Below are 14,652 nucleotides of genomic sequence, written 5' to 3'. Positions count from 1 at the left end.
AATCCATTCCTAAACAAATTTTACCTTGGAGATGATAAGATGAGCTCGGATTTTCAAAATAATGATGTTTTTAATAATGATAGTTTCAGTGCTTACATTAATAAAATAAGACAGGGAGATATTGCCCTGAGAGAACGCTTTATTGAAGAAAACAAGAATATGATAATGAAGGTTGTGTCCCAAGTATTAGGCAAATCTGCCATTCCTACAAATAGTAAGGAATACGATGCTGCTATTACCGCTTTCAACTACTGCATTGATCATTATGACTTTAACGATAATGAATCTTTTGCTGCATATTCTGAAAAAATCATTAAGGAATGGATATACCACTTTTTATGGGAGGAAAATTCCAAAAGCATGTCCGTTGATGATTCTTCCAATGATAATTCTAAAGAGTATCTGTACCGTAATTTTGAAAATAAGGATGAGATCATTGTATTCAAGCAAAAGCTTTGGGAGTTTGGAATAACATTGAGGGATTTGTATTTTTTAGGTCCAAGAGAAGTAGACCAAATCATGTTTTCATTAAATGTTGCTAAATCCATTGCTGGCAGTAAAATCCTATACAAAAATATGTTTAGTATTAAAGCCATCCCTATAGATGATCTGGATGAAAAGTTTAAAATTCAAAAAAAATTAGTAGAAAAGAATAAGGAGTACATAATTGCCATTTCTATTATTTTAAAAAGTGATCTGAAGGTTTTAAAAAGCTACCTTATAAATATTGAACAGGGTAAAACTACAGAGAATATCGGTATCATTCTTGAGTTATTCAAAAAAGACGCAATTGTTATGAACTTTTCAGGACAATTCGTTATTATAAAAGTTGACAGGAGTAATAATAGGAGTATAGGTAAACAGGTTCAGTTGAACAAAGACGGTTCCAAGCTATATTACAGTAAGTTCATAAGATTTGGTGCTATTGCGATAGGCTCTGCTGCAGTTATATTAGTTATCTTATTTGGGGCAAAGCATTCTTGAATAAATCTGCTGAAACATCATCCCCTTCTCCTTCAAGCAAGGTAATTGTGCTGGATGATATGCAGGCAGAAGAAGCAGATATAGAAAATGAAGATAGTGATGATACTGGAGATATTGAACAACCGGAAGCTACAGAAGTTATTGAAGTTACTGAGTCTCCAGAAACAATCCCCACCCCTGCTGTAGTAGAACAAACACTGTCTCCTAAAGCTGGTTCCCCACTAGACTCAAATGATGGCAGCAGTTCTGTAAATGTTGAAAACACTTCGTCTTCTGCAGTTTCTACAGTTGCACCTGTTCAAACTACAAAGCTGAAGCCTACAAGTACCAAGGCACCAAGGCCTACGCCAACAGTAAGAAAGGCAACTCCGAAAAAGACAGTTCAATCCTCAAGGCCTTCTTCAAAGCCTTCAACGAAGCCAAAACCTTCAACTGTAGTTCCTATTGTGGCAAAAGCACAGGGAGTTCCAGGAACAGTTCAAATATCGTCAGATACATATACAACAAAAGTAGGAGAATATTTCACATTGACAATGAACATGTTTGGAGGAAATAATGGAACTACTCTTATACTATATGAAAACAATGAAGTTATATCAACAAGCTCAATGGACGATAAAAGCCCTGAACCACAATCAAGAAGTGTAGCTGTTATCGCTGAAAGAAAAGGTATTTTCAATTATAAATGGAAACTTGTTAATGATTTCGGATCAAGTTCCAGCGGAACATTAACAATGATTGTGACAGATTAGTTAGGTATTTTTTGAAATGCCCTTATTGCCTGATTTATAAAATGCTATAATTTCCCAAGAGGTCAAAAGGACCTTATAGAAACTAAACTTTAAGTTATCTATAAGGTCCTTAAATTCTTTAATCATTCCTTAGCGAATAGCCTGGTCATAGGAATTATCGACTTTTCAGTAGAAGGACTGCTCCACATAAGTTTAACCCTTCCATACATATTTCCATTAAAATACTCAAGCTTTATTTTATGCTTATTTCCAGCTTTTAGTTTTATTTCTCTGGTTGCTGCTGAGGATTTGTCAGAATCAACCCATTCGTTTATTTCCAGTTTATCATCTACCCAAAGCTTAATGCCGCCGTCATAATCAATGTGAAATTTATAACTCTCATCATAAAGAGGCTCTACATAGCCTGTCCATCTTATACTGTACTTTTGATCCTGATGAACTCTTTGGTCCGGTGAACCGGTTCCCCAGTTAAAATTGATTTCCTTATCAGTGCCTGTTGCTTTAAGTACAGTTAAATCGGTATTATCATAATATTCATAGCTTAACCCCTTGCCTTCACCGGGCAATACAGCTTGTTCAGGCTGTTTTGCAGCAGGATATAGACATGAAGCAGGAACAACAGATTTTTCCACTAAAATGCTGGTCCACCATAAGGAAATTATCCCATTACCGGTATTGTTGTAAAACTCAACTTTTATATCATATTTTTGATTTCCTACTAGTATTATTTTTCCTGTATCAATCACATTCCATTGCTCATTCCATTTGTCTATAACCAGCTCATTGTTTATCCAAAGCCTAACTCCGTTATCACGATTAACATAAAACTTGTATTCCCCTGTATATGGAGGCTTAATATACCCTGTCCATCGGACACTGTATGAGTCATCTTTCTTTACCCCAGGCGCCGGTTCCATGCCTGAAAACCAGAAGAAGTTAATATGCTTGTCGACTCGAGTCGTTACAAGTTTTGTCAGGTCTATATTATCATAGTACTCTGCCAATAACCCTGTACCTGTTTCAGGCTTTGGGGTTGCTGCAGCAGCACTCTTTGATACATCAGCTGATGGTCTTATACTGTTTGAATTATTATTTGAGCCCTTTATTGGAGTACTTAATATACTTTTTGTATTTAAATTATCAGGGGTGCTCAATATGTTTTGTGTGTTGCCGGGTATTGAACTACTTTCCAAACCTGATGGAAAAGGTGTCCTAATAATATCGGTTGACGGACTATTGGCAGCTGTCTCCATATTATCCATAGTTGGTGTGTTATATGCCATATTACCCTTGTTTTTCTGATAAGTTATCATCAAATCCGAAACTTCAAAATTTTTAGCATCATTAAGTGATATTTTGCTGCCTGTCTTTACTATTTCTTTATATAAAGCATATCTTCCTAATGAGATTCCACTCTTTTTTGCAGCTTCAATATCATTTCTATCAAGCTGGAAGACATCTACCTCATTGTTTTTTCCATGCATTGCTGATACATTTTTCTTTAAACTGTAAAGAAGGCTGTTTAGCTTATTCTCATTTGTTTTAGCTACATCTCTATCTGAATTCTTATTTGATTTAACAGCACCTGATATTAAATAATAATTTTTAGTATCCTCTTTGACTATACCTTTTTCAACACATCTATTAATTATTATATAGAAAGCCTCACTTATTTTCATACCCTCAGGTTCTAAATCCGCCATCAGTTCCATGGCATCTTTGTTAATATAATCAGCATCCATAACCTTATAATCTTTGTCAATAGCAAACTGAATACTGGGATTTATATCAAGACTGACATATGCCAAAATCTTGTCGTTATAAGTATTTTTGTTTAACATCATACTTACAAATATGGATATTCCTATAATAAATACTATAGCTGCTGCTAATGAAGCCCTTCTTATAATATAAGCCGTATTTATGACATCACTCTTATTGAAGTATATCTCCTGACTTACATACATGGTAGGCTTTCTAGCCAATTTGTAATATCCATTATCCTCAGTTAATACAGTAACAAAATGTTTTTCAACATCTATTATTATACCTTTCTTACCCATTTTTACCCCTTCCCCCTAACGTACGGCCAAGATAGGACTGTAGATGCTCAAAGTCATTTCCATATATTATTGAAACAGATATAATAAATTCTCGATTTCTTTCAATAGTCCTTGGATGTACATCAACAATCTTGGTCAGTTCTTTCATTGGAAAATATTTTTTATTTATTATTTTCTTAAATATTTCCTTATTCTGTGCAATCTTTTTGCCGACTTTAACACACATCTCTCTTGAGTCACTGTGCTTAGGTGTATACTTATGCAGATCACTTAACTTTATTCCAAATGCTTTTAATTCTTCATCAAAACTTTTAATCTCTTGAAAAAGCTCTATCCTGTCATACTTTGATATTGCAGGCTCATTGATATATTTTTCATCAAATTGAGTTTCTTTTTCTTCCAGATACGAAAAAGGTATTTCCTTACTCCTTTTTGATACAATTCTTATATAATCAATTATCCTACGCTTTATAATCTGTTCAGCAAAACTAAAAAAGTTGAATGTTTTGAAACTTTTGTCGCTGTCAAATTTATCGATAGCTTCATTAAAAGCAATAAGCCCAATACTGTATTCATCACAATTCCTAAGACCTTCCTTGTTTGGTACTGCATTGGAAATAACCTTTAAAATAAAAGGTATGTAATCGTTTATAAACTTATCCCTAAGCTCTTCATCTCCTTCTTTAATTCTGTCAATCAAGTGTCCGGCATGCTCTTTGTCAGAATTATAGACAGTAAAAGTAAAAATCAAAATAAAGCACCCCTTTTATAAGCAGGAATTTATGTAAACAAAATCGCTTTGTGATTTTGTATTAAATTGTAATGAAAAGTTAAAAATGATTAAAATTATCAAATTTTACGTTCATTTTATTTTGAATTATATCATATCAATATAAGAGCCACAAATACTGCCGTTAAATATAAGGTAAATTATTTACTTTTTTAACAAGAAATCAATATATTTATCGGCATATTAATTCAAATAACTTCTATATAAATATTCGAATGAAAATAATTTTTAGGTCGTTTATGAAAATTTTATAAAAGCTTATAGTTATTTATAAAAATTTAATAAATTGAATAAGCTGAAACAAATAGCTTTTTTAGGCATAATGTTATAAGATATTATTGCCGATAAAATACTTGCATTTCTCTTAAAGTTATTTTCTACCATTATTATTTTCATATATTAAAGGAGGTTTTCTAATTGGACGTATTTAGCAGTAATATAAATAGTGAAGACTATAGTGCCTTAATATCTTATGAACCCTTTCAGAATACAAAAATTCCACTCTGGGAAACTGTTGCAAGATTGGCATCCATAAATGAATTTGGCCTCTACATGCGTGAGTCCAGCGATGTTATACCGCTAATTCATAAAGAGCTTTTGGAGGTAAACAGTGAGACACGAAAGCTTTTCGGAAGAGCAGGCGAGTCTAATCCCTGGATTTTATCGGACAGCAATAGGCTAAAGCTTTATAAGATGGCTCAGAAGCTGGCAGATTTGCAAGATGGGAAAAGAATAAGAATAAAACGAAAAACCGCAGCAAAATCGGCAGATGTTTACACTGGCATACTTAGACTAAAAATCGCAATAGCTATGATAATAGTTTTTGCCGATTCCTTTAAAAAGGTTTTGCCATTGGAAGAAAGATTTATCCAATTGCATAAGGATATAACATATATTTTAACATCAGCACTTGAAATAGATGCAGAAATAATAAAAGCAATGGATACCAATAGATTAAAAAACTTCTTTAAGACATACTGTTAAACCAGCTTTACATGTTTAACAAAATTAAAAGTGTAAAGATTATTCACTTTTAATATAATAATTTTATTTGATTTTTATATAATAACATTTTAACATTTTTCATATACATTAACTTTATACCCATAAAGTAACACAATCACCTGGGTAACTTATAGTAACTTTCCCATACTTTGATAGGATTGCACCCATAAAGATAATTGAGCACCTCATTTCGACAGCCAGTTCTTCGGGAATGAAGGTATTGTTTATTGTTGAAGAATCAATAAGGATAATATTATCTTCCATATTAACCTTACAGCCTAGGCTCTTTAATATATTTACCATTACTTCAACATCTTTCAATCTGGGACAATTCTTTATGACGCTAAGACCCTCGTTTAATACAGTCGCTGCAAGTATGGGTAAAACAGCATTTTTTGCACCTTCGACTACTATTTCGCCTTTTAATTTCTGTCCACCGCTAATAACAAGTTTACTCATTTTTACAACACCTCCGAAAACCCGGTGGAAATAATTATAATTATATAAGGATTAAAGAAGACTTTAATCCTTTTTATTTATGTTACATATTATGCTGGGTTTACAAAAATGTTACTTTTTTATTTTTACAAAAAAAGGACGAGATATGCGTTGACTTAATTCTTCAACACTCAGGATACATGGCGAGCAGTTTAGCGAAGCTAAACGACCAGCCGCGAAACAGCGTTAGCAATTTTTTAATCATACCTTTATACCCATAGCAAGGCTGTATATCTTATCTGCTGCGTCTCTGACACCTATCATACTCGCGTTCTTTGACATCTCCTTAAGCTTTGCTTTATTTTTTATAGTATCAATAATTTTTTTATGGAGAACCTCCCCATTTAAGTCCTTCTCCAAAATCACCAATGCCGCACCATGTTTCTCAAGTGCTTTGGCATTATGCTCCTGATGATTTGCCGTAACATAGGGTGAAGGTATCATGATTGAAGGAACAGACAGTGCTGTAAGTTCACTAATTGTTATAGCCCCTGCCCTGCAGACAGCCAGATCTGCGGCAGCCATTACCCCAGCCATGTCAAATATATACGGAAGCACCTGAACCGACTTATAGGAGAGACCTTCCAATTTTTCCATAACATTTTTATACTGTTTCTCTCCTGTTGCATAAATAAGCTTAAATGTTCCTTCTCGATAATGTGTTTTAAGCATATCAACAACTGACTGATTAATTTTTTCAGCACCCAGGCTTCCCCCAAAAATCACCACAAGGGGATTGCTGCTGTCAACCTTAAGGCTTTCTCTTGCTTTGGCACGGTCAATCTCCAGCATTTCTTTCCTTATGGGATTACCGGTAAGTACTATTTTTTTTGCACCCTTAAAGAATTTCTCCGATTCCTTAAAACTGATGGCTGTTATATTGGAAAACCTGGAAAGTATTCTGTTGGTAACACCAGGAAACGCATTTTGTTCATGTATGAGAGTTGGAATCTTTCTCATAGCCGCTGAAAAAACAACAGGACCACAAACGTAGCCCCCTGTACCGATTACTATATCAGGCTTAAATTCTTTTACTATACTGCGTGCCTCATGAAATCCCTGAAACATCTCCTTTACTGAAATAAATGTTTCTTTTGAAAGCTTTCTTCGAAAACCCCTTACTTTTATGAGTTTAAGCTCAAAACCTTCCCTTGGTACTAGTTTAGTTTCAAGCCCTCTTTCGGTACCCACAAAAATTATTTTAGTATCAGTACTTTTTGATTTTATATACTTGGCAATGGCAAGCCCTGGATTAATATGACCCGCAGTGCCTCCACCAGCTATTAATACCTTCAATTTTATTCACCTCATATTCTCTCATAGTTTGCCTGTTTTGATATATTTAAAAGAATCCCGATGCTGCAGAGCATAAAAGTAAGCGATGTTCCTCCTGAGCTGAAAAACGGCAACGCAATCCCTGTAGCAGGAATAGAAGATGTAACAACAGCTACATTAATAACCACCTGCATTCCAATAAGAGAAGTCAACCCAATTGCAACAAGGCTTCCAAAAACATCAGGCGTATTGATTGCTACCTTTATACCTCTCCATATAAATACAAAGAATAGCATCAATATTGCAACAACACCGATAAATCCCAATTCTTCAGCTATAACAGCAAAAATAAAATCATTGTATGGTTCAGGCAAATAGAGATGCTTTTGCATACCCTTTCCCAACCCCTTACCGAACAATTTGCCGGAACCTATTGCATAGAGAGATTGGATAATCTGCCAACTATCCCCCTGTTTATCCTCCATGGGGTGTAAAAAAGTAGTAAGCCTTTTTCTTGCATGTTCCATAGTCGTTATAGCTACTATAAAAGCACCTATAGCAGGCATTCCCAACAACACAAAATGTTTTATCTTAGCACCGGCACAAAATAAAATAATAGTAGCAACAATAACAACCAGAACTGTACAGCTAAGATGAGGCTCGATAAGAAGAAGCCCGGAGAATAAACCTATTAAAATGAGATAAGGAAATAAGCCCTTAAAGAAATATTTAAGGTCATCCTTTCTCTTGGATAAACTATATGAAAAAAATAAAATCATAGATATTTTTAGAAGCTCCGAAGGCTGGAAAGAGAGAGGTCCTATAAAAATCCACCTGTAAGCACCGTTAAGTTTTGTTCCTATACCAGGTATCCTTACCAATACAAGCAAAACCAAACTTGCAACAAACAAAATGGGGGATATTTTGCCAAGCTTATGGTAGTCAATCCTTGATATAATAAGCATTCCTATTACACCAACAATCGCAAAGAGTATTTGTCTTTCAACAAAGTAGTAGGCATTTCCTTTATGATAACTATAAGCACTAGGGTAACTGGCACTAAAAAGCATAATTAAGCCTATGGAAAGCAGCATCAGTACTGATATGAATATCCAAAAATCAAACGGTCTCTTCCCCTTCATTGAATACCCTCCAAAAAAACATAATAAAACCCTAAAACAGCATACTGACTAAAAGCCTGTGTATATTACAATACCAATCCCGCATAACACCAATGTAACAGCCCAGAAAGAGTATACCACCTTGGTCTCTTTCCAGCCTGAAAGTTCAAAATGATGATGCAGCGGTGCCATTTTAAAAACTCTTTTTCCTCTGGTCTTAAAGGATACAACCTGTATTGCTACCGAAAGTATCTCAGTAACATACACAGCACCAACCAAAAGTATTATAAACGGCATCTTCATCATAATTGCAAGGGTGCCAACCGCACCGCCTAATGCCAATGACCCTGTATCCCCCATAAAAACCTTAGCAGGATGAATGTTAAATGTAAGAAACCCAAGGCATCCTCCAGCTACAAAAGCTGAGAATACCATACTATATTCCCATTCGGCATTAGTCATCGCAATAAGTGTAAAGAACACCATTACTATAAGGGTCGTTCCTGCTGCAAGACCGTCCAACCCGTCGGTAATATTGACAGCATTTGTGATGCTATACAACACGAATATTACAAATAAAACATAAAACCATTTTTCATTTATTGTTCCCAAGAAAGGAATGGTTATATCTACACCGAGATCGGTAAAGTATGCTGTATATATTGCAAAAACTGCAGCTACCAGCAAAAGGCCAACTGTTTTCTGCTTTGGATAAAGTCCATCCTTCCTTCTTTTCTTAACCTTGATAAAATCATCTATAAAACCAATCAATCCAAACCCAATAGTGGCTATAGCCATAGGTATAATTTCTGAATAAATCCTTCCAAAATAAATGGAAAGCAAAAGAATTGGTATTAAAAAAATCAATCCGCCAATATTTGGAGTGCCTGTTTTTTTCAAATGAGTAGCAGGTCCGTCATCGCGAACTGTCTGACCGAATTTAAGCCTTGTCAAAGCTGGAATTAAAATAGGCCCTGCAATAAGAGCCATAGCAAATGATATAATAAATACCACAACTTGAATTGATAATTGCATTTTAATACTTCACCCCGTATTTCATCCTGTTATTTCTTCAATCATTCCATTAAACCTTGTGCTATTTCCTCCATTTTCATTCCCCTGGAACCTTTTATAAGGATAAAATCTCCTTCTTCCACAAAGTTTTTTAAAAATTCTTTAACCTCATCATTTTTCCGGAATGAGAAAACTCTCTTTGCAGGAATACCTGCCTCCAACGCTCCATGTGCAATGTTCCTGCCATTTTCACCAACAGTAACCAGATAGTTTATCTCCTTTGAAGCAACATATTTACCTACTCCCACATGTGCTTTGTAAGCCCACTCTCCCATTTCCAGCATGTCTCCAAGCACAGCTATTGTTCTGTTGCCTTCACTTGTATCCTTTAAGACATCCAATGCCGATTCCATTGATTGAGGACTTGCATTATAGGCATCGTTAATAATCTTGTAGCCTTTATGTCCAACTATATTCAATCTCATATTAGCCGGACTGTATGAAGCAATCCCTTTTATAATACTCTCAATGGAAATACCCATATGAAGCCCAACTGCTATTGCTGCTAATGCGTTATAAACATTGTGTGTTCCCGGTACCGGAATATGTACCTTATAATCATTATTACCGATTGTTACTTCGAAACAGGTACCGCTTTCACCCATCGTTTTAATATTATAAGCTTGCAAATCAAGTCCATCTTCTGTTCCATAATAAACGGTCTTATACTTCAAATACCCCTTTAATCCGTATAAAAGACTGTCATCACCGTTTAATATAACAATGCCGTCGTCAGGCAGTCCTTCCATTATTTCCATCTTGGCCTTTAAAATATTTTGTTTTGAACCAAGCTTCTCTATATGTGACATTCCAATATTGGTAATAACAGCAATACTGGGCTTTGCTATTTTTGTAAGGTAGCTGATCTCGCCCAAGCCGCTCATACCCATTTCCAAAACTGCTGCCTCATAATCTCTTTCCATATTCATCACTGTAAGAGGCAGTCCTATATGGTTGTTGAAATTGCCCGATGTTTTTAGTATATTAAATTTTTGCTGAAGTACACAGGCAATCATGTCTTTTGTGCTTGTTTTGCCAACACTGCCTGTTATACCAACCAGGGGTATATTAAACAAAGCTCTGTAATACCTTGCAATATCACCTAATGCAGCCAAAGTATCCTGAACCTTAATGACAGCCTTTCCATTCATGACATCCAAACCTTGCACATCTTCTGAAGTCAAAGAAGCTGCGGCCCCTTTCATAAGACAGTCCTTAATAAATGCATGACCGTCAAAGTTTTCGCCCTTTATGGGAATGAAAAGACTTCCTTCAACAACTTTCCTGGAATCTGTACAAATCCCGTTAATTCCCTTTTCTAATTCACCAAAAATCAATTCGCCCTTTGTTGCCTCAATTATTTCTTTCAATCCAAGTGTCTGCATATAATATAATTACCTCTCTCACCAGTTTATTTTTTGTTAACATAGATCAAGCAACTCCAGAACTACTTCCCTTTCGTCAAAATGAATTGTCTTGTCCTTGAATATCTGGTAAGTCTCATGTCCCTTTCCTGCTAGCAAAATTATATCCCCTTTTTGAGCATTTTCCAAGGAATATTTTATTGCTTCCCTCCGGTCCACAATAGTTATATATGCTCCATCTGTCCTTTTGATGCCTTCTTCAATATCCCTAACTATGCTTTCAGGTTCTTCAGTCCTCGGATTATCAGATGTAATTATGGTTAAATCGGCTAACCTCCCGGAAATCTCGCCCATTATAGGTCTTTTGGTTCTATCCCTGTCACCGCCGCAGCCAAACAGGCAAACCACCCTTCCCACTGAATAATCCTTTATGGTTTTAAGTATGTTTTCCAAACTGTCAGGGCTATGTGCATAATCAATTATAACAGTGAATTTATCATTGGTATATACCACCTCTGCTCTGCCGGGAACCCGTGTATTTAGAAGTCCTTCTCTGATATCATCAAGAGATATTCCGCCTAAAATACAACAGCCAATAGCAGCCAAAGCGTTGTATACTGTAAACACCCCTGGTATATTCACCTTCAGATGTCCGTTTCCCCACATGGAAACAAGATCAAATTCTACACTATCAGGATTGGTCACAATATTGACAGCCTTAAAGTCCGCTTCCTTGTGAATCCCAAATGTATACACCTTTCCCGATGCTGCTGATGCAGCTTCCCATGCCCTTTCTCCATAATCGCTGTCTATGTTGATAAGGGCCTTGCTGCACATTTTAAACAGCTTCATTTTAGCATTGAAATAATTTTCAAAGGTTTCATGAAAATCAAGATGATCCTGAGTAAGGTTGGTAAACACCCCTATGTCATAATTACAGCAGCTTACTCTATGGAGCTCCAATGCGTGAGATGATACTTCCATGACAACGCTGTTAACGTTTTTTTCCACCATGTCACCAAAAAGAGCTTGCAGATCATAGGACTCAGGAGTAGTTCTTTCTGTGGGTATTGTTTCATTTCCGATAAAATTTGCAACAGTACCTATAAGCCCAACCTTTTGACCCACTTTTTCAAGGATTGACTTGATCATAAATGTAGTGGTAGTCTTACCTTTTGTGCCTGTAATGCCAAACAGGGTAAACTTATCGGACGGGTTTTCAAAAAAGGCATTTGATACATGTGCCAGTGCCAGCCTGGTATCAGCAACTCGTATAACTGTTATACCTTCAGGCACGCTTACATTCTTCTGTACCAGCAAAGCTTTAACTCCATTTTCAATTGCAGCTGCTACAAATTGATGTCCATCCACTTTAAAGCCCTCAATACACACAAACAAAGTATCATTTCTTACCTTTCTTGAATCATAAGCAATATTGGTAATATTAGCGTTTATATCCCCACATATCTCCAAAATATCCAATCCTTCAACAAGCTCTTTAAGTATCATATCCGAAACCTCCATTTTATCAAATCTCTTAGCTCTTATTCCGTATCAAGCTTTCTAAAAACAACTTCAACCAACTGGCCTTTTATCACCTTTGTTCCAGGAGGATGCGACTGTTTTACCGCATTGCCCAGACCAACCGCCTTTATATTAAGTCCTGCAGCTTGCAGTGTTTTTGCTGCTTCATCAATCGTTTGGTTTGAAATGTCCGGCATAATAACTGTCGGTTCATTTTCCGGTTTATATTTATATAATAGCACAACTGTTTTTTCTGGAACAATAGCATCAGGTTTTGGCATTTGTTCCATCACAACTGTAGCATTAGTATTTCCCTTATTTACTATTTCATATGTAAGACCTTTTTCATTTAATAGCTTTTTTGCATTCTCAAATGTAAGTCCTGTAACCTCAGGCACTGTTGTATCAACCTGCAGTGCATCCTTGTCTTTCTCAGTATATCTTCTTGGCACCTCAAGATAATTTAAAATATCTTCAACCAGTTTGCCTGCTACAGGAGCCGCCACCATACCTCCTGTGTGGGGGTAAACGTCCGGGTGGTCCAGTACCACAAGGGCACAAATAACCGGATCATCTGCCGGTGCAAAGGACATAAATGATGCAATATATCTTCCATATTTCTTGGTCTGGAGGGTTTCCGAAGTACCTGTCTTACCTGCCAGCCTATATCCTTTTATGTAAGCATTTCCTCCGGTACCATCTGCTACAACCCCCTCCAAGATAGTTCTCAGAGTCTGGGCTGTCTCTTTTGTTATGACTGTTCTGACGCTCTCAGGCTGGAATGTTTTTACTACATTGCCATCATCATCAGTTAGCTCCTTGACCAGCCTGGGTTTATACAAAGTTCCCCCATTGGCAATAGCCCCATAGGCAGTAATGAGCTGTATGGGAGATATCTGAAACCTTTGGCCGAATGATGCAGCAGCCATATCAACCTCAGTTGGCTTCTTATGTATAACGCTTTTTGCTTCACCAGGCAAATCAATATTGGTCTTATCAAAAAATCCAAACTTCCTTACATAGCTATAAAACTTCTCTATCCCAAGAGCTTGGGATACCCTTACAAAAACCGGGTTGCATGAATTGTATACTCCCTCGGTAAAAGTTTCGTTGCCATGGGCATTTGGCCTCCAGCAATTAATGTTCCAGCCTCCTACCCTAACTGTAGCATCAGTTACAGGACTATCAGGTCTTACAACACCTTCCTGGAGCCCTGCTGCTGAAGTTACCGCCTTGAATGTTGACCCTGGCTCATATGTATCAACAACTGCCTTATTCCTCCAAACAGTTTTTTGGAGGGTTTCAATATCCTTTTTTGTTGTTCCCTTCCATGTACTTTTATCAATACCAATCGGTGCTGCAAATGGTGCATTCAAATCAAAATCAGGCTTTGATGTAAGAGCCAGGATATCTCCATTCCTAGGATCCATTACTATGGCTGTTGCCCCTCTTAAAATCTTATAATCCTTAATTGCTTTTTCTAATGCCTTTTCAGCCAAATACTGTATAGTTTCGTCTATTGTTAATACTACATTATTTCCCTTTTTAGGAGCAACATGCTTTTGCTCACTGAAAGGTATTTCCCTGCCACCTGCATCAACCTCACTGAGTATTTTTCCTGATTTTCCTTTCAGGTATTTATCCATTGTAGCTTCTATTCCATCAAGTCCTTGGTTATCGGTTCCTGTAAAGCCAATAACATGTGCAGCCAGGTTTCTGTTGGGATAGAACCGCTTAGTATCTTCAACTACATATATTCCGCTTAACTGTTCATCCTTAATCCATTTTCTTATCCTATCACCGACATCTTTATCAACTTTCCTTATAATCCTTTCATATCGGCTTTTTCTATCAAGTTTTTTAATTATATCTTCTTCCTTCATTGACACTATATCCGCAAGCCCTTTGGCTATCATATACTTGTCTTTTTTGGATTTTCTTACCTCTTGTGGGTTTATGGATACCGTTTCAACACTCGCACTTACGGCAAGCTCTTTTCCATTCCTGTCAAATATAGTTCCTCTTCCAGCACCTATTTCTATACCGGAATTCTGCTGCTCGTAGGCTTGCTGTTGGTACCATTCACCATCAATTACCTGTATAAACACAAGCCTTATCAATAGAAGCACTATTACTGTCAAAAAGAACATTAAAACAATCAAAAGTCTTTTTTTTATGATTAACCCTATTCCTGTCAAGATT

Annotated in this window: 12 protein-coding genes; 3 read left to right on the top strand and 9 right to left on the bottom strand. The window is 36.3% G+C overall.

The genetic code is table 11. The features are described 5' to 3' along the window. The first annotated feature begins 39 nt into the window (after nucleotides 1-39). Entirely contained in the window at nucleotides 40-984 is a 945-nt protein-coding gene (locus tag Bccel_RS00975) for an anti-sigma factor domain-containing protein (RefSeq protein ID WP_050752956.1), read from the top strand. Further along, nucleotides 981-1,736, top strand: coding sequence for a hypothetical protein (locus Bccel_RS00970; RefSeq protein WP_050752955.1), 756 nt, complete (start codon nucleotides 981-983; stop codon nucleotides 1,734-1,736). Before Bccel_RS00975 ends, Bccel_RS00970 begins: the two co-directional genes overlap by 4 nt. A 122-nt stretch (nucleotides 1,737-1,858) precedes the next feature. Here Bccel_RS00970 and Bccel_RS00965 read toward each other — a convergent pair whose 3' ends face one another. Both Bccel_RS00965 and Bccel_RS00960 read right to left on the bottom strand, forming a co-directional pair. Continuing rightward, nucleotides 1,859-3,799, bottom strand: coding sequence for a PA14 domain-containing protein (locus Bccel_RS00965; RefSeq protein WP_036939642.1), 1,941 nt, complete (start codon nucleotides 3,797-3,799; stop codon nucleotides 1,859-1,861). Continuing rightward, nucleotides 3,792-4,550, bottom strand: a complete 759-nt coding sequence (locus Bccel_RS00960) for a sigma-70 family RNA polymerase sigma factor (protein ID WP_036939641.1) — start codon at nucleotides 4,548-4,550, stop codon at nucleotides 3,792-3,794. Before Bccel_RS00960 ends, Bccel_RS00965 begins: the two co-directional genes overlap by 8 nt. Nucleotides 4,551-5,006: 456 nt before the next feature. On the opposite strand from Bccel_RS00960, the gene Bccel_RS00955 reads away from it, so the two are divergent. Beyond that, nucleotides 5,007-5,573, top strand: a complete 567-nt coding sequence (locus Bccel_RS00955; RefSeq protein WP_050752954.1) for a hypothetical protein — start codon at nucleotides 5,007-5,009, stop codon at nucleotides 5,571-5,573. A gap of 114 nt (nucleotides 5,574-5,687) precedes the next feature. Here the strand turns inward: Bccel_RS00955 and Bccel_RS00950 are convergent, their stop codons facing one another. The 7 genes from Bccel_RS00950 to Bccel_RS00920 form a co-directional block, all read right to left on the bottom strand. After that, nucleotides 5,688-6,053: a UDP-N-acetylglucosamine 1-carboxyvinyltransferase gene (locus Bccel_RS00950; RefSeq protein ID WP_036939638.1), complete on the bottom strand. Its 366-nt coding sequence runs from the start codon at nucleotides 6,051-6,053 to the stop codon at nucleotides 5,688-5,690. Nucleotides 6,054-6,293: 240 nt separating this feature from the next. Further along, nucleotides 6,294-7,388, bottom strand: a complete 1,095-nt coding sequence (gene murG, locus Bccel_RS00945) for an undecaprenyldiphospho-muramoylpentapeptide beta-N-acetylglucosaminyltransferase (RefSeq protein WP_036939637.1) — start codon at nucleotides 7,386-7,388, stop codon at nucleotides 6,294-6,296. Nucleotides 7,389-7,399: 11 nt separating this feature from the next. Next, complete coding sequence (gene ftsW / locus Bccel_RS00940; RefSeq protein WP_036939635.1) at nucleotides 7,400-8,509, bottom strand: putative lipid II flippase FtsW; 1,110 nt, start codon at nucleotides 8,507-8,509, stop codon at nucleotides 7,400-7,402. A gap of 48 nt (nucleotides 8,510-8,557) precedes the next feature. Then, the gene (gene mraY, locus Bccel_RS00935; RefSeq protein ID WP_036939632.1) at nucleotides 8,558-9,523 is read right to left on the bottom strand and encodes a phospho-N-acetylmuramoyl-pentapeptide-transferase; all 966 of its coding nucleotides are present in this window, start codon (nucleotides 9,521-9,523) and stop codon (nucleotides 8,558-8,560) included. 41 nt (nucleotides 9,524-9,564) lie between these two features. Further along, nucleotides 9,565-10,947 carry a UDP-N-acetylmuramoyl-tripeptide--D-alanyl-D-alanine ligase gene (locus tag Bccel_RS00930; protein ID WP_036939629.1) on the bottom strand — a complete coding sequence of 461 codons (1,383 nt, stop codon included), beginning with the start codon at nucleotides 10,945-10,947 and terminating at the stop codon, nucleotides 9,565-9,567. Nucleotides 10,948-10,983: 36 nt separating this feature from the next. Further along, nucleotides 10,984-12,435 carry a UDP-N-acetylmuramoyl-L-alanyl-D-glutamate--2,6-diaminopimelate ligase gene (locus Bccel_RS00925; protein ID WP_036939627.1) on the bottom strand — a complete coding sequence of 484 codons (1,452 nt, stop codon included), beginning with the start codon at nucleotides 12,433-12,435 and terminating at the stop codon, nucleotides 10,984-10,986. A gap of 35 nt (nucleotides 12,436-12,470) precedes the next feature. Next, nucleotides 12,471-14,648 carry a penicillin-binding transpeptidase domain-containing protein gene (locus Bccel_RS00920; protein WP_036939624.1) on the bottom strand — a complete coding sequence of 726 codons (2,178 nt, stop codon included), beginning with the start codon at nucleotides 14,646-14,648 and terminating at the stop codon, nucleotides 12,471-12,473. Nucleotides 14,649-14,652 lie beyond the last annotated feature (4 nt).

Origin of the sequence: Pseudobacteroides cellulosolvens ATCC 35603 = DSM 2933 (genome assembly GCF_001262605.1) — a bacterium.
GTDB classification, from domain to species: domain Bacteria; phylum Bacillota; class Clostridia; order Acetivibrionales; family DSM-2933; genus Pseudobacteroides; species Pseudobacteroides cellulosolvens.
The sequence above is the reverse complement of the archived record's forward strand: the minus strand, read 5'-3'. Positions and strand labels throughout refer to the sequence as shown.